This is a genomic window from Pseudoalteromonas arctica (assembly GCF_012927645.1).
GTDB classification, from domain to species: domain Bacteria; phylum Pseudomonadota; class Gammaproteobacteria; order Enterobacterales; family Alteromonadaceae; genus Pseudoalteromonas; species Pseudoalteromonas arctica_A.
Map to the genome: position 1 here is coordinate 49,558 of NZ_JABBMT010000013.1, position 18,919 is coordinate 68,476.

An 18,919-nucleotide genomic window follows, 5' to 3' on the forward strand; every position below is an offset into this window, starting at 1 on the left:
TTGTAACAGGGCTGTAGTAAAATTACTTCTTCGCTAGTGCTGAAATTCTGCTTGAAAGCGAGAATAAACGAATAAAGCCTTCAGCATGCGATTGGTCATACACATCATCTGCACCAAATGTTGCAAAATCTTCGCTGTATAAGCTATTAGGTGATTTTTTCTGAACCGCAGTTACTTGACCTTTGTAAAGCTTAAGTACCACTTCACCGCTAGCGACCGTTGATAACGCTTCTGCGCCCGCTAAGATTGAATCTTTAAGTGGTGTAAACCAGCGACCGTCATACACTAAGTGCGAAAATTCGCCGCCCAGTACTTCTTTCCATTTGCGGCTTGCTTTATCAAGTACCAACTCATCAATCGCTTGTAATGCCGCCATGATCACTGTACCGCCAGGGGTTTCATAACAACCACGGGATTTCATGCCCACTAAACGGTTTTCAACGATATCAACACGGCCAACACCATGCACAGATGCAAGATCATTAAGCTTAACTAGGCAGTCATACGGTTTAAGCTGCTCGCCATTTACTGCAACAACTTCACCTTCAACCACGTTTAAGGTAACAAATTCAGGCTCATTCGGAGCTTGCTCTGGCGAGTTAGTCCACGTCCACACTTGATCGCTTGGTTGGCACCACGGATCTTCAAGCTCACCACCTTCATGAGAAATATGCCATGCGTTTGCATCACGGCTGTAAATTTTCGTAGCTGATGCTGAACATGGAATATTTCGCTCTGCCAAGTAATCAAGTAATGACTCACGGCTTGATAAGTCCCACTCACGCCATGGCGCAATAACTTGAAGATCAGGCGCAAGCGCGGCAAAACACGATTCAAAACGTACTTGGTCATTACCTTTACCAGTACAACCATGAGAAAGTGCATCGGCACCTACTTTGCGAGCAATTTCAACCTGCGCTTTTGCGATAATAGGACGCGCCATAGACGTACCAAGTAAATAAGTACCTTCGTAGATTGAACCTGTTTTAAGCGTTGGATAAATATAGTCACTTACCATTTCATCTTTTAAGTCAACAACGTAACACTCAGAGGCACCAGAAGCGATCGCTTTTTCTTCAACGCCTTCAAGCTCTTCAGCGCCTTGACCTACATCGGCCACAAACGCGATAACTTCACAGCCGTAATTTTCTTTTAACCATGGCACGATGGCCGACGTATCTAAACCACCAGAATAGGCTAATACAACTTTTTTAATTGAATTCACGGTTGTTCCTTACACAAAATTTGGATTTAATAATGAAACAAGCAATGCGTTTTGCGCATGCATACGATTTTCTGCTTGTTGTATAATTCTTGACGCCGGGCCATCCATTACCTCTGAGGTAATTTCAAATTCACGGTGTGCAGGCTGGCAATGCAGTACAGTGTCAGCTCCTGTTAGTTCAAGTAACGCCGTATTTAATTGATACGGCATGTACTTTTCTTTTACTTGCTCAAGTGGCGTGTCATCACCCATTGATACCCATGTATCTGCATACACAGCGTTAGCACCAACAGCCGCTTCAACACGGTCACTGACCATTACTGATGCGCCGTTCATTGCCGCAATTTGCTCTGCTTGCTTCAAAATTTGCGAATCTGGTGAACTGCCTTTTGGACATACTGCAACAAAATCAGTACCTAATGTTGCTGCTAATAGCATAAGTGAATGTGTTACATTGTTACCTTCACCTAAATAAGCAAGTTTTAGCTGGCTTACATCACCGTATATCTCTTGCAGTGTTAAAAAGTCAGCCAATGCTTGGCACGGGTGATATAAATCACACAAACTATTGACCACAGGTACACTCGAAAATTCAGCAAGTGTGGTTAACGTTTTATGTTGATAAACACGCGCTACAATACCATCTGCCCAGCTGGCAATATTTAAGGCAAAATCTTTAACTGATTCACGTGCACCCATGGCACCATTTTGTGAATCAAGATACACAGCATGACCACCTAACTTATTGATACCAATATCAAACGATAAACGTGTACGTAAGCTTGGTTTTTCAAATAAAGTAACAACTGACTTACCCGCCAGTGCTTGGCTAAAATCAGCAGGGTTTGCTTTAATTTTTTGCGCAAGATTAAGTAATTTAAGTGCGCCTTGTTGGTCTAATTCAAGACCCGATAAAAAATGATTAAACATATAAAAACCTATGGTGTAATTTTTGTTCCGACGTGCTCTCCAGCAAGTAGAGCAACTAAGTTTTCTGGCTTTTGCCAGCTTGAAATGTAAACTCCACGTCGTAAGTGCTGGGCAGCAAGAAGGCTGGTCTTAACTTTAACCTCCATCCCACCCAAAATTACTCCATCTGCAATCAAAGTATTGATCTGATTTGTGTCAAGTTGATGTAACGGCAGCTTATTTGCATCAAGTACCGCTTCAACATCGGTCATAAAAATAATTTCCGCATCAAGTTCCTTAGCAATCGCCGCTGCGGCTTCATCTGCATTAACGTTATACCAAAGGCCATCATCACCAAAACCGATTGAACTCACTAAAGGTAAGCGGCCAAGTTTTAATAACTCAGGAATAACATTTTGTACGCCACTTTCACACTGGCCTACTTGACCAAGCGCTTTGAGTTTTTGTGACGAAATAATGCCCGCTTCGTATAAACTTAGACCAACAGGTTTATGTCCTGCCACGATTGCTTGGCTCATTAGTTGTTTATTAGCACACCCAGCAAGCGCACCAACAATATAAGGCATTTGCTCTTTCGGACTGATGCGTAAACCTTGATGTTTCACACTGGCAAAACCAGCCTCAGTCAACCAGTTATCAACTAGTGAACCGCCACCATGAACGATGACAAACTGTGCTTGAGTTTGTGATGCAAGCACCTTAAATAACGCTTTTGCCGCGTCTTCTGTATTGAGTACTGCACCACCGAGTTTAATGACCCATGTTCGCATTACTAACTACCCTTTTAAACCTGTGTTATGAGCTAAACCCATAGCTAAATTAATACACTGCAATGCTTGCCCTGCTGCACCTTTTAATAAGTTATCAATCGCTGCCATCACAATTAACTGCGTACCTTGCTGCTGCCATGCAATATCAACGTAAGGCTGCTTTGCAACTCCTTTAATTGATGGCATTTTATTACCAAGCAATCTGATCAGTGGCTCGTCAGCAAGCACTTGGTATGCTTGCGTAACTTGCTCTGGTGTCACATCAGCTTTTAATTGCACATAAATAGTTTCTAAAATACCACGAGGGAAGTTTCCTAAATGCGGCGTAAATAACACCTTGTGACCTAAATGCTGCTCAATTTCAGGACTGTGTCTGTGATTAAACAAGCCGTAGGGTGTCAGTGATACTTCACAAAAATGTGTGCCTACACTTGCTTTACGTCCCGCCCCGGTAACGCCTGATACCGCATTGATAATTACTGGCTGCTCAGCTATCAAACCAGCTTGCTGCAATGGTTTTAACGCATTCAGCGCCGCTGTTGGATAACAACCAGCCACAGCGACTAATTGCGCATTGGCGATTGCTTCACTATTCCACTCAGCCAATCCGTAAGCTGCTTCACTGAGTAATTCCGTATGTTGATGCTCAAAACCATAATAAGTCTGATAATCTTCATTGCTGCTTAAACGGTAGCCACCAGATAAATCAAAAACCTTTTTGCCCATCTTCAAAAAACGTGGCGCTAAATCAACACTCACTTTATGATCAGTACATAAACACACAAAATCAGCTGAGCTTTCGATATCGTTATAAGCGCTCTCACTAAGCGGCAATAAAGGAGAATCAAGCAAGCCTAAATGCTCAGGATACAAATCACTTAATAATTTACCCTTATCTAAGCTTTGCTCAGATACATAACAACCAGCTAAGGTTAATTGCGGGTGTTTTACTATCAAACTTGCTAATTCTGCGCCGCTATAACCACTTGCGCCAATAATCACTGCTTTCATTCGTTACTCTTTTTGGTATTTTACTACTACATTTACATTCAAATCGGGTTAGGCAGTGTATAAACACACTGTTTTGGGAATGAAACTGGATTATCGTCGTTTTATATTCATTGCGTTTCTTTATATACTTATGCTTAAAAAGTGAATTGATATTCATCATAAATACTTTTATATTGTTATGCAATTAGATTGAATCATTATTTTGGATTTTTTATGCCTTTACCCTCTTTTTTATCTATGTATCAGCAGTTGATCGCAGCCCCTTCCATTAGCGCCATGGATGAATCATTGTCTATGAGCAATAAGGGTGTAATTGATCTGCTTGCCAACTGGTGTTCCAGCTTAGGCTTTGAATGTGAAATTACTGAATTATCTGGCTCTAAAGGTCGCTTTAATTTACTCGCAAAACGTGGCCTGGGAGATGGCGGATTAATGTTAGCTGGCCACACAGATACCGTTCCTTTTGATGATAGTCGCTGGAGTTATGAGCCATTTAAATTAAGTGAAGATAACAATAAATTATATGGTTTAGGTAGTATTGATATGAAAGGTTTTTTCGCTTTTGTATTGCAAGCAATTAGCGAGCTCGATGAAACCACCCAAGCTCAACCTATTTTGATTTTAGCAACCGCCGATGAAGAAACCACCATGGCCGGTGCACAGCAAGTTTGTCAGCATAAAAACTTAAAACCAGCTCGGTGTATTATTGGTGAACCTACTGATATGACACCAGTTTTCACACATAAAGGACATATGAGCAGCGCGATTCGCGTAGTCGGCCGTTCCGGACATAGCTCTGATCCTGAACGTGGTTTAAATGCCATTGAAGTGATGCATAAAGTTATTGCAAAACTGTTAACCTTAAAAGAGCAATTAAAGAATAAATATGCAGTTGAGCATTTTGTTATTCCTTACCCTACTTTAAATCTAGGACACATTCATGGTGGCGATAATGCAAATCGCATATGCGGCTGCTGTGAAATGCATATTGATATGCGCCCATTACCGGGTTTAAGCGTGCAAGAACTGCAAATGATGCTGTTAAAAATAGCTACAGAGATCAATAACCAATATCCAGATTCAGTCAGTGTGATGGATATGCACGAGCCAATCCCCGCTTTTACTGGCTGCACCGATTCGGCATTGGTTAAACTGGCAGAAAAAATATCAGGAGAGCAAGCCGTTGCAGTGAACTACTGCACTGAAGCACCGTTTATTCAGCAATTAGGCTGTGAAACCATTGTGATGGGACCGGGTTCAATTAATCAGGCTCATCAACCCGATGAGTTTTTGGCGATAGAAAAAATTAAACCATCACAGTATATTATTAGTGAAATGATCAGAACATCGTGTTTTAGCTAACAAAGAAGGTACTGCTTGCGTTATCCCCATGTAATCAGGGAATAGCGCAACTGTTACTGCTCAGCCCATGTATTTACTAAGATATTTCTTAAATACAGGATCTGTTTTAGCCAACTCTTTTTGCTCAGCAAGTATATTTTTTAAAATATTCTCTGAGGTCAGCGGGTTTGCAAGTACCACTCTAAATACTACTGTAGGTTGATGATCATACTGAGCTGGGGTTAAACGGGTACGTGATACAAATGAGCGACCAGCTTCACGTTGGCGTTTTTGCATACTGGCAGTAAAACGATTTAACGAGGCAAAGATATCTAACCGTGTTTGCTCATCTGCTTGCGCTATTTTTTGTTTTATCTGTTTTGGCACATAACGGTATGTCAGTAAACACAACTCCGGAACTGAGATCAGTTCAAAGTCGTCATCCGCTTCCACTAAATCAGCAAAATAACGGGCTTTTTCAATCCCTTTATCTATCAAGATTTCATAGCCTTTACGGCCAATAACGCGTAAGCAAGCATGCACTAACATCGCCATACCAGGACGACTTCCTTCGAGTGTGTGACTGCCTAAATCTTTTGATCCTTTACGTAAGATATATTCTGCATGATGCTCAATAGCATCCGCAGCCGCAGGATCTTTAAATAGCACTAACCCAGCGCCCATTGGCACATACATTTGTTTATGCGCATCAATGGTAATTGAATCAGCTCGCTCAATGCCTTTTAGTAAAAATCGATATGTATTAGAAAGTAGCGTAGCTCCTCCCCACGCGGCATCGACATGAAAATGGCAGTTGAGTTCAGCGCTTAAATCCGCCATAGCATCGAGAGGATCAATATTACCGGTTTCAGTCGTGCCGGCTACCCCAACAATCGCCATCACTTTTATACCTTGTGCTGCTAGCTCATGGGCTTTGGCACGCATTGCATCAACATCAACCTTATTGTTATCTGTGGTTTTAATGGCAATAAAATTATCGCGGCCAATACCAAGTAAATCAGCTGATTTTCCTAGCGAATAATGGCCACGCTCGGAAATAAGTACTGCAAGGCCTTTATATCCATAATGCAGCATGGCACTGATCAAACCTTGTGAACCAATCCCTTTAAATTCACCGTCCGCTTTCAGTAAGCGATTTCGGGCAATCCACAATGCGGTAATATTGGCGATTGTGCCACCCGAGCAAAAAGCGCCTAGCGACGTTTTCGCACTATGCATCCATTTGCTATAAAAACTATTATCTTGTCCGTACGCCAAATGATGCATCATGCCTAATACTTGGCGCTCAAGCGGAGTAAATGCTTTGGAGGTTTCTATTTTTACTAGGTTTTGATTAAGGCCAACCATTAATTTAGACAATGGCAATACAAAATGCGGGAGTGCTGATGTCATATGACCGATAAAGCTTGGTGCAGCGGTATGCACTGAATGAGCAACAAGTTGCTCCATAATATCTTGCGCATAGGCAGATACAAAAGTCGGGTCTTCTGGGATCGCTGCCGATTGAAAATCTTTTTCAATTTCATGCAGTGGTTTTTCAATCGCCGCTATGTTCTCATTCAAAAAACCTGCTAAATTGCTCGAGATCTCAAGTTCGATTTTACTCAAAGTTGAGTCTGGTGCTTCAGGCACAGTAAATATACGCATCAGAGTTTCTTTAGAGGCGACGGCACAACGCTTTTGATCCATCTTTATACCTAATAAATGTAGTTTTCTTCAATTAAAGCACCTAAGTAAGGCACTTCATTATCAATTACGTCAACTACAATGATTCTACGAAATGCGTTAACTTTACTGTAATAGAGTAGAAATGTCTCGTATAAAGCCACCAAAGTAGCCAATTGCATGACAAATTAATGATAAATTGATTAATATTTATCATCAACCGAATACCAACAAAAAAGTCGGTAACTTTCAGAGTCAGCTAACGCGTTAATAATACGTTAAATATAAATTACGTATATGCCATGGTTAAAAGTCGTGGTGTGCGGGTTGTTATCGATGATTCTGGTACAGGTTATTCGAACCATATCCAATGTACTTAAAAAGCCGAATGTGACGCTAAGGTAAAGCAACTAGCTTGCCAAGCCTGCGCCACATATAGCTGCGATCACTAAGCCGTTACGATCGATTAAATCAACCTGTAGTTAAGTTAATAACTAAACGATGACTCTGTTGACCACTCGCCCAATATTTACGTTCGAATGGAGTGATAGCAATATCACTTCCATATTGCTCAACTTCACACGATTGCCCTGCTAATTTAAGTGCTTGAGCAAACTCTTTAACGTATATATCCCAATTGCTGCGAACTTCTAACAACCCACCTAATTTAACAATAAATGGGAAAATAGCCGCACCATGCCAACGACGCTGAATATGTTTAGCCTTAGGCCACGGATTTGGATACAGTAAATAATGATGCGTTGGCTGCCAATTGGCAGCCACAGCTAAACGCCAAAAGTCATTAAGGTCCGCTTGCACTAAAATATACTGACCTGAGTCAGTTTGTTTATATTCTATATCATGCTTATCTAAACGATGTGATGATTTATCAATACCAATCACCAGCGCATTAGAGTGCCGTTTAGCTAAATTAGCGGTGCTTTCACCTACCCCACAACACGAATCTAAAATAAGTGGCCCAGCAAATGCCTGCACCTTTGCATTCACTTCATCAAACGCCGCTTGCGTATGTGCTGCAATAGGCTTTTTAAACTCGGCAGTTAAATGCTTCGTGACTATCTCATCGAGCTTTTCATGCAAGCCTGGTTGATTCGATACAATACTACGTGAATTTGCATCACTCATTAGTGTCTTAACCCCACACCTTTTTTAATTAGCGTTAAAGCTAACGTAAATAAAGCTGTAATAAATAATAACAGCACACCAAATGCGACTGTTAGATCAACATCCGACACACCTAAGAAACCATATCTAAAAGCATTAACCATATAAATAATAGGATTAACTTGCGACACACCTTGCCAAAATTCAGGTAATAAGGTGATTGAATAAAACACACCGCCTAAATACGTCAGCGGTGTTAAAACAAAGGTCGGGATAATACTAATATCATCGAAACTATTGGCGTAAATTGCATTGATCAAACCACCTAATGCAAATACTGCCGAGGTTAAAATAACCGTTGCGATGATCACAAAAATATTATGAATCTGAATATCAACAAACAGTAACGATACACAAGTGACAATCAATCCCACCAGCATACCGCGAGTCATACCGCCGCCCATATAGCCAAGTACAATGATGTAATTAGGCACTGGTGCCACTAGTAGCTCTTCAATGCTTTTTTGAAACTTGGTTGAATAAAAACTGGATGCAACGTTGGAATAAGAGTTAGTTATAACCGACATCATAATCAGGCCTGGTACAATAAACTCCATGTAACTAAAACCGCCCATATCACCGATACGAGAGCCAATTAGGTTACCAAAAATTACAAAATACAAACTCATGGTGATTGCAGGTGGTACAAGTGTCTGTACCCATATGCGTAAAAAACGAATGCACTCTTTGATCCATAAACTTTTTAAGGCTACGCCATATTTAAACATCTACTTGCCCCGCCCTTGCTCTAATAGCCCAACAAACAATTCTTCTAATCGGTTGGCTTTGTTACGCATACTGAGCACGTTATTTCCTTGCTCAGTGAGTGCTGTAAATACGGCATTTAAACCTTGCGACTTTGCCACTTCAACTTCAATAGTATGATCATCAGCCATAGTAAACTTATAACCATCAAGCACGACAGGTTGAACTGGCTGTTTTAAATCAAGAATAAAGGTTTCTTTATCTAATTTAGCCAGTAAAGCCTTAATAGTGGTGTTTTCAACGATAATACCAGAATCAATGATGGCGATATTTTTACACAACAACTCTGCTTCTTCTAAGTAATGAGTGGTGAGAATAATAGTTACACCTTGCTCATTAATTTGTCTTAAAAAATCCCACATTGAACGACGCAGTTCAATATCAACCCCAGCAGTTGGTTCATCTAAAATAAGTAACTTAGGTTCGTGCATTAGTGCGCGAGCGATCATTAAGCGACGTTTCATACCGCCTGATAGGGTTCGTGCTTGTTTGTCTTTCTTTTCAAGTAAGCCTAATTGCGCTAAATATTTATCCGCTCGTTGATGCGCCACCTTACGGGGAACTCCGTAATAGCCCGCTTGGTTAACCAGTATTTGAGTCAGGGTTTCAAACTGGCTAAAGTTAAACTCTTGTGGCACTAAGCCTAGTTGTGATTTAGCGGCTTCTAAATCTGAATCTATGTTGTGACCAAACACCTCTACTAAGCCTTTGGTTTTATTAACCAATGAGGAGATCACTCCAATGGTAGTTGACTTACCCGCGCCATTTGGGCCTAACAAGGCAAAAAAATCACCTTCATATACTTTTAGATCAACGCCTTTAACGGCTTCAACACCATTTTTATATACCTTGGTAAGGCCTTCGATATTCAAAGCAACTGCTTTACTCATGCTTTACCTTCTCCATAACCCCAACGTTTTGTGAGGGTATGTTCAATATTTAAATGATCTAAAATGCGTGCAACCATAAAATCCACTAAATCATTAATGGTTTGTGGTTGATGATAAAACCCTGGCGCTGCCGGCATAATAGTGACCCCAAGCTTGGCCAGTTTAAGCATATTTTCAAGGTGAATTTCACTGAACGGGGTTTCTCGTGGCACTAAAATAAGTTGCCCACGCTCTTTAATTACTACATCTGCGGCACGCTCTAATAAATTATCCGATGCGCCCATCGCAATGGCTGAAACGGAGCCTGCGCTGCACGGGCACACAATCATTTTTTTCGGCGCGGCAGAGCCTGACGCCACGGGACTGAACCAATTGTCTTTGCCAAATACCTGAAGTTGACCTTCTGCCGCATTAAAAAGCGCACTAAGCTGCTCAGTCGCTTTATCTTCATTACCTGACAATTTTATATTTGATTCGGTATCAAGCACCACCCGAGCGGCACTTGAGATCAATACATACACACGAAAATGCTGCGCAAGCAATACTTCGAGTAATCGTAAGCCATAAGGCGCACCTGATGCACCACTAAAGGCAAGTGTGATAGTTTCTTTATAATGCACTGAAGCTCCGGTTTATTACTGGGTAAATTTATGCTGCAAAGCAGTGATTAATTTATCATGCAGGCCGTTAAAACCGCCGTTACTCATAATGAGTATATGCTGCTGCGGCTTTGTATTTGCAACGACTCGTTCGATTATCTTATCGGTATTAGTTAAGCACTGCATACCAGCTTGTTCGGCCTGCTCGTGCAATGACCAACTTAAATTATCTGGTTCAAAGAGATAAACCTCATTAGCATCCACTAAAGACGCTAATAAGCTATGTTGATGTACGCCCATTTTCATGGTGTTCGAGCGCGGCTCTAAAATAGCGATAATTTTTTCACCGCCTACTTTTGCACGCAACCCTGCAAGTGTTGTTTTAATTGCTGTTGGGTGATGAGCAAAGTCATCATACACTTTAATATTGGCAATATCGGCTTTTAGCTCCATTCTGCGTTTAGGACTAATAAATTCCCCTAGCCCTGCAATGCTATGTTCAATTGCAATACCCACATGGCGCGCAGCTGCAATCGCCATAATGGCATTTTTAACGTTATGCTCACCAATGGCTTGCCACTTCACAATACCAACAGGTACATCATTGAGTAATACAGTAAATTCACTGCCATCGGCATTAATCAGCTCATATCCCCAATCACCACCAAGCGTTTCACTGTCGCTCCAACAGCCTTGGTTTATGACCTCTGTTAAAGCGTGTTCATCATTGGGCCAAATTACTTTACCTGTACTTGGTAGTGTACGCATCAAATGATGAAATTGTTTTTTAATAGCGTTTAAATCGTCAAAAATATCAGCGTGGTCAAATTCTAAATTATTCAAAATCAGTGTACGCGGCAGGTAATGAACAAATTTACTGCGTTTATCAAAAAAAGCAGTATCGTATTCATCAGCTTCAATAACAAAAAACGGCGTTTCGCCGACTCGGGCTGACACTCCAAAATTTTGCACAATACCGCCAATCAAAAACCCTGGCTTTAAACCCCCGTATTCTAAAATCCATGCCAGCATGCTTGCAGTGGTGGTTTTACCATGAGTACCTGCAACTGCCAGCACCCAAGAGTTTTGCAATAAATTATATTTTAACCATTCAGGACCCGATGTATAAGGTAGACCTTTATCTAGCACATACTCTACACACGGATTACCACGACTCATCGCATTACCAATCACCACCATATCAGGCGCAGGCTCTAGTTGAGAAACCTCATAGCCTTGAGTAAGAGTGATACCAAGCTTTTCAAGCTGGGAACTCATTGGTGGGTATACGTTTTTATCAGACCCAGTTACAGTGTGACCTAATGATTTAGCTATCGCGGCAATACCACCCATAAAAGTGCCGCAAATACCCAAAATATGAATATGCATATTATTTCCTTTGCTGCACTAGTTATAAGCAGCACTGTTTTTATTACCTGCCATAATGCCAAAATTAGCAGCTCGTTACCATTGCCATATCGCATTACAGTTTTGCCTAAAATCACCTAATTGAGTAGCCAATTGAAAAAAGTTCCATGCAATTCGCTTGATTGACCAATAAGTGAGCGTCACTTTTTATGCATAATTAACATTAATGCCGATTTAAAACACCAAAATATTTACATTTAATTAAAATAACGTTAATGGTCGGGATGTAAAATACTAAAAATCAATCTAACTAGCACTTTGTAAATATATAATTACAAATTTTACACTTCAAAATCAAGGCAATACCAAAATACACCCAAAATAAAAACAAAAAACACAAACTTGAAACAATATACACATTTTCATTTTTTAAGACACTTTTTAGGTACTGTGTTAAAACATAGCGCTAAATTACATTTGGTTACATTGTCAGTCATTTATTTAACTTATTAAGTAAAAAGTGCCTGCTTTGATAGCTAGTTAGTTCAACCATGTTTTATCCCTAGGTTGAAGCTTGTCAAAATTAAAGGTGTTATGTTGAAAAAATTAAATCTTATCGCAACAGCTGTTAACGCAGTTTTAGTAACAAGTGCTTTTAGTGCATTAAGTACATTTGCACAGTCAACGACTGAGACTAAACCTGTTGAACGTATTCAAGTTACCGGTTCAAAAATTAAACGCTTTAACCTAACGTCACCAACACCTGTTACTGTGATCAGCGGTGTTGAGATGGAAAACCAAGGTATTACAAACATCAATGATTTATTAGCTGAGCTACCGCAAGCAACGGTTGGTTTATCACCTGAAGCAACAACTAGTTTCATCTATGCATCAGGATTAAACACCACTGATTTACGTGGATTAGGATCTGAACGTACACTGGTATTAGTAAATGGTCGCCGCTTTGTGGCAGGCTCTGTAGGTAGCACTGCGGTAGATTTAAATAATATTCCAACGACTCTGATCGAACGAGTAGAGATCGCCACAGGCGGTGCAGCAGCTGTATATGGTGCCGATGCTGTAGCAGGTGTGGTAAATATCATTACTAAAAAATCATTTGATGGCATTGAAATTGATGCATCTACGATTCGCCCAGAGCAAAGTGGCGGCGAGCAAAACTTTTTCTCTATCACAGGTGGTATGGAAGGTGACAAGCTATCGTTTGTAACGTCTCTTAACTACTCAAAAACAGATAGCTATAACAAGTTAAGTCGTGATTTTTACCGTGATCCTGTAACTTCATACGCAAACCCAGCCAATAAATCTGGTAGCGATGGTATTCCTGAGCGCGTTATATTAGGTAAGCAAAGCACCCTTGGCTATTACTCTGAAGGCGGTGACTTTTTCAGTAAAACAGGTTCGCTAACTGACGATCATTATAACAACCATCACTGGGCATTTGATAATAGCGGTAACGTACAAGCATTTGATTATGGTCTAGGTCGCGTAGAAAACTCAGGCGTGCCTAACGCATCAGCTAATAACCGTTATTACGCAGATGCTAATAACCCAGGTGATGGTGTTTTTAGTCATGGTTACAAAAGCTACTTTCAAACGCCATTAGAGCGCGCTATTTTATCAACGTATGGTACATACGAAATTAATGACGACCATGCTGCAACATTTGATTTTACTTGGTCTGACTCAAAAGCAACGTCTGAAAGCACGCCAGCTTTCTTTGCTCACACGATTCGTCGTGATAATGCCTTTATCCGCGATGATATGGCTAAAATTATGGATGCTAACAGGTTAGATAAAGTTACTTTGCGCCAAGCTAACGAAAATCTATGGGGTGATCGCGCCTATCAACAGGATCGTTCGGTGATCCGTGCATCTCTTGGTTTAGAAGGCATTTTAAACGATGACTGGGGCTACAGCACCTATGTACAATATGGCCGTATCGAACAAGATACCTTATGGCGCGGTGAAGTATTAGAGCAAAATTTAGTCAATGCGATAGATGCTGTAGAACTTAATGGTCAAATCGTGTGTGCAGTTCGTAATGTCGATGGTAACGTCACTGGTGAACGTGAAGGGTGTGTTGCTTTTAACCCTATGGGCGCACAAAGAGCTTCTCAAGCACAGCTTAATTATATAGCAACAAATGCCACGCGTACTGCCAAACAAGACCAGCTAGTTGTTGCTGCAACATTTGATGGTTTACTATTTGAATTACCAGCAGGTGCAGTCGCTGCCGCATTTACCGTTGAACATCGCCGAGAAAGCGCCGAGACTCATCCAGATCACGCAATGCAAAATGGCCTTATTTTTGGCAACTCAAGTTTACCAATGAAAGGTGAGATTGATGTAAATGAATTCTCAACAGAAATTTCAGTGCCACTACTTGTAGATCATTTTTTAGCAACTGACTTAACCTTTGAAACTGCATATCGTTATATGGATTACTCGGTTACGGGCGGTGATGATGCGTGGAAGTTATCATTAAATTGGGGGGTAACAGACGAAGTACGTGTGCGTTTAAATCGTTCAAAATCAGTCCGTGCACCGAGCCTAAGCGACTTATTTACACCCAGTTCACAAACGTTTAATTCAGGTCGTAAGGATCCATGCCGTGCTGATGAAATTACCAGCTCAGGTAGCGAATATAAAGCAAATGTAATCGCTAACTGTCAAGCTGATGGTTTAGCAGAAGGTTGGATGCCAACTGCCGATTGGCAAGCCGCTGGTAGCCTGCCAGGTTTTGTACAAGGAAACCAAGCACTAAAAAACGAGACGTCAAACGATTATACTATTGGCCTGATCTACACTCCTGAATTTATTGAGGGCTTAGATTTAACGCTTGATTACTGGTCATTTGAAATTGAAGGAGCGATTCAATACTTTGGACGTGATAGCGTAAAACTATGTTATGAGTCATCATCGCTAGACAACCCGTTTTGCTCGAATTTCGTACGAAACAAAAAAACGGGCGACATCATTAACTATTACCAACGTCCAATTAATGCTTCTATTATCGTTAAAAAAGGCCTAGATATTGAAACAGCTTACCGCACAAAATTAGGGAATGGTGATTTAGCAATTAAACTTACTGCAACTACCTAGCAGAAGATAGTGAAAACCCAACCGGTCGTACCGCAGATTTCCGCTCAAATGTAGGTGAAATTGCAGATCCTCGCTGGAAAGGTCGCTTTAACGCAATCTACTCACATGATGATTCTAGTTACATTTTAACGGCTAATTATCGCCATAGTAGTGTAGAAAGTAATGAATGGAACATTGAAGACAACAACTACAATCATATCCCGTCTTACACAACATTTGATTTCATGTACAAAACTTATCTAATGGATGAGCTACAGTTACGTGTTGGTGTTAACAACATATTCGACCGTGAGCCGCCACGTAACCCGTTCACATATGATGATGGTGAGTTCTTTGATGTTAAAGGTCGTCGCTTATCGATGGGTGCAAAATACACTTTCTAATTTAAGGTGTATATTGGCTTATAAAAAACGCCTTAGCTCATTGAGTTAAGGCGTTTTTATTTATCGTTTATAAACCTAGCGTTACATCATCAAAAATACAATCAAACCCACGCCCAATAATAATCGATAGATAACAAATGGCATCATTCCCATACGTTCAATTATTTTTAAAAACAGAAAGATGCAAGCGTATGCAGAAAAAAATGACAAACCCGCACCTAAAATTAGCGTAGTCCAATCAACAACTTCATCACCTAAAGCTAACTCAACTGTATAATACAATCCCATCATCGAAATGACAGGAATGGCCAGTAAAAATGAAAACCTTGCCGCACTTTGCTTATTCATACCAAGTAATAAACCAGCAGTCATCGTAATTCCTGAACGTGACGTACCCGGGATCATTGCCATGGCTTGCGCCATACCAATCATTAAGGCTGATTTCCAAGTTAATTGATAAATTGTTTTAGTTTGCTTGCCTTTCACATCTGCATACCACAGGAGTAAACCAAACAAAATGGTCGTTACAGCAATAACCCATGCACTGCGCAAATATAATTCAATTAAATCTTTAAATGCTAAGCCTAAAACTGCCGCAGGAATAGTGCCCAAAATAATCCACCAGCCTAGTTTACTGTCATCTGTTGCACCTTGTGCACCTAATGATTTAAACCATGCCGCAAGTATTTCGACAACTTCCTTACGGAAGTAAATTATTACGGCAATCAGCGTGCCTACATGTACGGCAACATCAAAGGCAAGACCTTGGTCTTGCCAGCCAAGAATTTGTGAAGGGAGAATGAGATGAGCTGAGCTTGAAATAGGTAAAAACTCAGTTAATCCCTGGATCAGGGCTAAAACAATAATTTCGATAATACTCATGGGTTAGTAAACTCCACCTTCCATAGTTTTTGCTTAGGGTTGTTGTAAGTATTCCACAACTGGGCAATTGTTTGCTTTGCTGTAGGATGATAAAAATCGGGAGCTATTTCTGCCAAAGGCTGAAGAACAAAGGCATTTTTGGTGATTTCATCACGGGGTAACTGTGCAGGAGAATCACACACTACATCATCATAAAACAGTAGATCTAGATCGAGTGTACGCGGGCTAAATTTTTTATCATTATTTGTACGCCCATTATCTCGTTCAATTTGTTTGAGTAACTGACATAACTGGGGAAGCGGTATCTGTGTTTGTGCACCTATGGCTGAGTTGTAAAAGTTATTACCTGCAAAGCCAACGGCTTCGCTTTCATAGACACTGGAATGTTCGAACTCTATAAGGTGAGCTTTTAGGGCGATTAACGCTTGGCGGATATAGTGTTCTTTATCAACATTAGAGCCAAGGCTAATATAAATTTGCGCCATCTTAACTGGCCTTGAGTCGGGTAATTTCAACACCTACAGTACGTGCTTGTGCGACGGCTGCGGGCTTACTAACTCGAATGCTCACTTGTGTTGTAGCAAACTCGGTTAAAATGATAGCTGCAAGTTGCTCAACCAAGGTCTCCAATAACTCAACAGGCTGTGCTGTCGTGTGCGCGATCACTCTCTCACTAACCTTTGCATAATCAAGTGCTAAGGCGATGTCATCGGTTTTTGCTGCGGGTTTAATATCACACAGCATTTCGATATCAAAATACAAACTCTGTTTAGTTTCTTTTTCAAAATCGTACACACCTATGATAGTGTCAACATGTAGTTGCGATATAAAAACCTTATCCATAACTGCTCCAACTGGCAAAAACTTAAAACTCATTGATTTGAGTCTACATCGGCTATAATTTGCATTTATAGCCTTTATACACTTTAACTATGTTTTATTATGTAAAAATTGCCCATACAATAGCCTATAGGTACATCATGTAAAATTACCTATATAATATTAGTGTATTAGGTACATAATGTACCCATTATTAAACCCATGAAAAGTATGAATGCAATTTTTGCGGCCAATGATAGCCGAAAAACTGTGATTAAAAAATAAGGAAGCGCGTGATAGCCGTTTTAATGTTAGTTTTAGCCTATTTACTCGGGTCGATTTCATCGGCTATTCTAGTGTCGCGGCTGTTTAAACTACCCGATCCTCGCAGCCACGGCTCAAATAACCCAGGCGCAACTAATGTTTATCGTCTTGGTGGGGCTGTTCCTGCCAGCTTAGTATTAGTGTTTGATATTCTCAAAGGGACAATTCCGGTCTGGGGCGCTTATTTTTTACAACTTGAACCACTAATGCTAGGGTTAATTGGGGTTGCTGCCTGTTTAGGACATATGTTTCCGGTATTCTTTCACTTTAAAGGCGGTAAAGCGGTAGCAACTGCATTTGGAACATTGCTACCCATTGGCTTGTTGCTAGGCGGGTTGTTAATTTCAACTTGGGTGGCGGTCGTTGCTATTACGCGCTATTCGTCACTTAGCGCATTAGTCGCCGTTTCTTTAGCGCCATTATACACTTGGTGGATCAAGCCACTTTATACTCTACCTGTAACATTTTTAACTATTTTGATTATTATTCGCCACCACGCCAATATTAAACGTTTATTTAGTGGCAAAGAGCCTAAAATTGGTGACAAAAAAACGCCACCAACTAAAGATGATAACAATTCTTAAATTTAAATAGCCTCTAAACTATCGATCGGCCAGCGTGGTTTCGTTTTCATATCAAGACTGGCAAACTGCCCTGCCTTTAGGCGCTGCATACCGGCATAGGCAATCATGGCACCATTATCGGTGCAAAATTCTGTGCGCGGATAATATACTTGGCCTTTCATGCCTTGCATTACCTGTTCTAGTTGCGCACGTAGCTGTACATTAGCGCTTACACCACCGGCAATTACTAAGCGATTTATACCCGTTTGCTTTAAAGCACGCTTACATTTAATAACTAATGTATCAATAACTGCGGTTTGAAACGCATGAGCGATATCGGCTTTGGTTTGCTGATCATCGTCATTATTACGGATAGTAATTGCCGCAGCGGTTTTCAAGCCGCTAAAACTAAAATCAAGGCCCGGTTTATCTGTCATCGGGCGTGGGAAGATAAAGCGCCTAGGAACACCTTGCTCAGCAAGTTTAGCTAACCGTGGCCCACCTGGGTAATCTAAACCAAGTAACTTGGCCGTTTTATCAAATGCTTCACCTGCTGCATCATCTACCGATTCACCCAATACTTCATATTGACCAATCCCTGCTACTTTAACCATCATGGTGTGTCCACCTGACACGAGTAAAGCAATAAACGGAAATTCAGGCACGCTTTCTTCAAGCATGGGTGCCAGTAAATGGCCCTCCATATGATGCACAGCCACTGCTGGAATATTCCAACCATAGGCAAGTGAGCGTCCTATTGAAGTGCCCACTAATAATGCTCCCACGAGTCCTGGGCCTGCGGTGTAAGCAATACCATCGATATCTTCAGATCCGCAACCTGCCTGTGCAAAAGCAGCATCGATTAATGGCAACGTTTTACGAACATGATCTCGAGATGCAAGCTCAGGCACTACACCACCATAATCTGCATGCACTTTTACTTGGCTATAGAGTTGATGAGCAAGTAAACCTCGTTCATCATCATAGATTGCAATTCCCGTTTCATCACACGACGATTCAATGCCTAAAATTCGCACTGCAGCTTTCTCCCATGC

The 18,919-nt window shown here is 40.9% G+C and carries 18 protein-coding genes; 4 read left to right on the forward strand and 14 right to left on the reverse strand.

Translation table 11 applies throughout. From position 1 onward, the window contains the following. Positions 1 to 22: 22 nt before the first annotated feature. Genes HHO47_RS10065 through argC form a run of 4 tightly spaced genes read right to left on the reverse strand, consistent with a single transcriptional unit; the run spans position 23 to position 3,936 of the window. Positions 23 to 1,225 carry an argininosuccinate synthase gene (locus HHO47_RS10065; RefSeq protein ID WP_169020192.1) on the reverse strand — a complete coding sequence of 401 codons (1,203 nt, stop codon included), beginning with the start codon at positions 1,223 to 1,225 and terminating at the stop codon, positions 23 to 25. 9 nt (positions 1,226 to 1,234) lie between these two features. After that, positions 1,235 to 2,155, reverse strand: a complete 921-nt coding sequence (locus HHO47_RS10070) for an ornithine carbamoyltransferase (RefSeq protein WP_169020193.1) — start codon at positions 2,153 to 2,155, stop codon at positions 1,235 to 1,237. 8 nt (positions 2,156 to 2,163) lie between these two features. Next, positions 2,164 to 2,925: an acetylglutamate kinase gene (gene argB / locus HHO47_RS10075; protein WP_169020194.1), complete on the reverse strand. Its 762-nt coding sequence runs from the start codon at positions 2,923 to 2,925 to the stop codon at positions 2,164 to 2,166. Positions 2,926 to 2,931: 6 nt separating this feature from the next. Continuing rightward, a complete protein-coding gene (argC, locus tag HHO47_RS10080) occupies positions 2,932 to 3,936 on the reverse strand; it encodes an N-acetyl-gamma-glutamyl-phosphate reductase (protein WP_169020195.1) in 1,005 nt (334 codons plus the stop codon). 213 nt (positions 3,937 to 4,149) lie between these two features. Between argC and argE the strand changes: the two genes are divergently transcribed. Beyond that, entirely contained in the window at positions 4,150 to 5,298 is a 1,149-nt protein-coding gene (gene argE, locus HHO47_RS10085) for an acetylornithine deacetylase (RefSeq protein ID WP_169020196.1), read from the forward strand. A gap of 60 nt (positions 5,299 to 5,358) precedes the next feature. Here the strand turns inward: argE and panP are convergent, their stop codons facing one another. From panP to mpl, 6 genes are all read right to left on the reverse strand, one after another. Beyond that, positions 5,359 to 6,987: a pyridoxal-dependent aspartate 1-decarboxylase PanP gene (panP, locus tag HHO47_RS10090; protein WP_169020197.1), complete on the reverse strand. Its 1,629-nt coding sequence runs from the start codon at positions 6,985 to 6,987 to the stop codon at positions 5,359 to 5,361. Between the two features lie 447 nt (positions 6,988 to 7,434). Then, positions 7,435 to 8,109 carry a tRNA (guanine(46)-N(7))-methyltransferase TrmB gene (gene trmB / locus HHO47_RS10095; RefSeq protein WP_169020198.1) on the reverse strand — a complete coding sequence of 225 codons (675 nt, stop codon included), beginning with the start codon at positions 8,107 to 8,109 and terminating at the stop codon, positions 7,435 to 7,437. Then, entirely contained in the window at positions 8,109 to 8,876 is a 768-nt protein-coding gene (locus HHO47_RS10100) for an ABC transporter permease (protein WP_169020199.1), read from the reverse strand. Before HHO47_RS10100 ends, trmB begins: the two co-directional genes overlap by 1 nt. Beyond that, entirely contained in the window at positions 8,877 to 9,803 is a 927-nt protein-coding gene (locus HHO47_RS10105; RefSeq protein WP_169020200.1) for an ABC transporter ATP-binding protein, read from the reverse strand. Beyond that, positions 9,800 to 10,423, reverse strand: a complete 624-nt coding sequence (locus HHO47_RS10110) for a UbiX family flavin prenyltransferase (RefSeq protein ID WP_169020201.1) — start codon at positions 10,421 to 10,423, stop codon at positions 9,800 to 9,802. Before HHO47_RS10110 ends, HHO47_RS10105 begins: the two co-directional genes overlap by 4 nt. A gap of 15 nt (positions 10,424 to 10,438) precedes the next feature. Then, on the reverse strand, positions 10,439 to 11,791 hold the full coding sequence (mpl, locus tag HHO47_RS10115) for a UDP-N-acetylmuramate:L-alanyl-gamma-D-glutamyl-meso-diaminopimelate ligase (RefSeq protein ID WP_169020202.1): 1,353 nt from the start codon (positions 11,789 to 11,791) through the stop codon (positions 10,439 to 10,441). Positions 11,792 to 12,364: 573 nt separating this feature from the next. Here mpl and HHO47_RS10120 point away from each other — a divergent pair. After that, positions 12,365 to 14,893, forward strand: a complete 2,529-nt coding sequence (locus HHO47_RS10120) for a TonB-dependent receptor domain-containing protein (RefSeq protein ID WP_282435268.1) — start codon at positions 12,365 to 12,367, stop codon at positions 14,891 to 14,893. Between the two features lie 224 nt (positions 14,894 to 15,117). Further along, positions 15,118 to 15,276 (forward strand): hypothetical protein, encoded by a 159-nt coding sequence (locus HHO47_RS19650; protein ID WP_348981648.1) that lies wholly within the window; start codon positions 15,118 to 15,120, stop codon positions 15,274 to 15,276. An 81-nt stretch (positions 15,277 to 15,357) separates the two neighbouring features. Here HHO47_RS19650 and HHO47_RS10125 read toward each other — a convergent pair whose 3' ends face one another. Genes HHO47_RS10125 through folB form a run of 3 tightly spaced genes read right to left on the reverse strand, consistent with a single transcriptional unit; the run spans position 15,358 to position 17,001 of the window. Beyond that, entirely contained in the window at positions 15,358 to 16,158 is an 801-nt protein-coding gene (locus tag HHO47_RS10125) for an undecaprenyl-diphosphate phosphatase (RefSeq protein ID WP_169020203.1), read from the reverse strand. Beyond that, positions 16,155 to 16,643, reverse strand: coding sequence for a 2-amino-4-hydroxy-6-hydroxymethyldihydropteridine diphosphokinase (gene folK, locus HHO47_RS10130; protein WP_169020204.1), 489 nt, complete (start codon positions 16,641 to 16,643; stop codon positions 16,155 to 16,157). The genes HHO47_RS10125 and folK overlap by 4 nt, the downstream gene beginning before the upstream one ends. A 1-nt stretch (position 16,644) precedes the next feature. Then, positions 16,645 to 17,001 (reverse strand): dihydroneopterin aldolase, encoded by a 357-nt coding sequence (gene folB, locus HHO47_RS10135; protein WP_169020205.1) that lies wholly within the window; start codon positions 16,999 to 17,001, stop codon positions 16,645 to 16,647. A 269-nt stretch (positions 17,002 to 17,270) separates the two neighbouring features. On the opposite strand from folB, the gene plsY reads away from it, so the two are divergent. Then, complete coding sequence (plsY, locus tag HHO47_RS10140) at positions 17,271 to 17,885, forward strand: glycerol-3-phosphate 1-O-acyltransferase PlsY (protein ID WP_169020206.1); 615 nt, start codon at positions 17,271 to 17,273, stop codon at positions 17,883 to 17,885. A 2-nt stretch (positions 17,886 to 17,887) separates the two neighbouring features. Here the strand turns inward: plsY and tsaD are convergent, their stop codons facing one another. Continuing rightward, entirely contained in the window at positions 17,888 to 18,901 is a 1,014-nt protein-coding gene (gene tsaD / locus HHO47_RS10145) for a tRNA (adenosine(37)-N6)-threonylcarbamoyltransferase complex transferase subunit TsaD (protein ID WP_169020207.1), read from the reverse strand. Between the last annotated feature and the right edge of the window lie 18 nt (positions 18,902 to 18,919).

Bases quoted from the DNA above. Each gene is read 5' to 3' on its own strand.
- HHO47_RS10120 (WP_282435268.1), top strand. From the start codon at position 12,365: ATGTTGAAAAAATTAAATCTTATCGCAACAGCTGTTAACGCAGTTTTA.
- trmB (WP_169020198.1), bottom strand. From the start codon at position 8,109: ATGAGTGATGCAAATTCACGTAGTATTGTATCGAATCAACCAGGCTTG.
- argB (WP_169020194.1), bottom strand. From the start codon at position 2,925: ATGCGAACATGGGTCATTAAACTCGGTGGTGCAGTACTCAATACAGAA.
- folK (WP_169020204.1), bottom strand. From the start codon at position 16,643: ATGGCGCAAATTTATATTAGCCTTGGCTCTAATGTTGATAAAGAACAC.
- panP (WP_169020197.1), bottom strand. From the start codon at position 6,987: ATGGATCAAAAGCGTTGTGCCGTCGCCTCTAAAGAAACTCTGATGCGT.
- argC (WP_169020195.1), bottom strand. From the start codon at position 3,936: ATGAAAGCAGTGATTATTGGCGCAAGTGGTTATAGCGGCGCAGAATTA.
- HHO47_RS10070 (WP_169020193.1), bottom strand. From the start codon at position 2,155: ATGTTTAATCATTTTTTATCGGGTCTTGAATTAGACCAACAAGGCGCA.
- HHO47_RS10105 (WP_169020200.1), bottom strand. From the start codon at position 9,803: ATGAGTAAAGCAGTTGCTTTGAATATCGAAGGCCTTACCAAGGTATAT.
- argE (WP_169020196.1), top strand. From the start codon at position 4,150: ATGCCTTTACCCTCTTTTTTATCTATGTATCAGCAGTTGATCGCAGCC.
- folB (WP_169020205.1), bottom strand. From the start codon at position 17,001: ATGGATAAGGTTTTTATATCGCAACTACATGTTGACACTATCATAGGT.
- HHO47_RS10100 (WP_169020199.1), bottom strand. From the start codon at position 8,876: ATGTTTAAATATGGCGTAGCCTTAAAAAGTTTATGGATCAAAGAGTGC.
- HHO47_RS10125 (WP_169020203.1), bottom strand. From the start codon at position 16,158: ATGAGTATTATCGAAATTATTGTTTTAGCCCTGATCCAGGGATTAACT.
- mpl (WP_169020202.1), bottom strand. From the start codon at position 11,791: ATGCATATTCATATTTTGGGTATTTGCGGCACTTTTATGGGTGGTATT.
- HHO47_RS19650 (WP_348981648.1), top strand. From the start codon at position 15,118: ATGTACAAAACTTATCTAATGGATGAGCTACAGTTACGTGTTGGTGTT.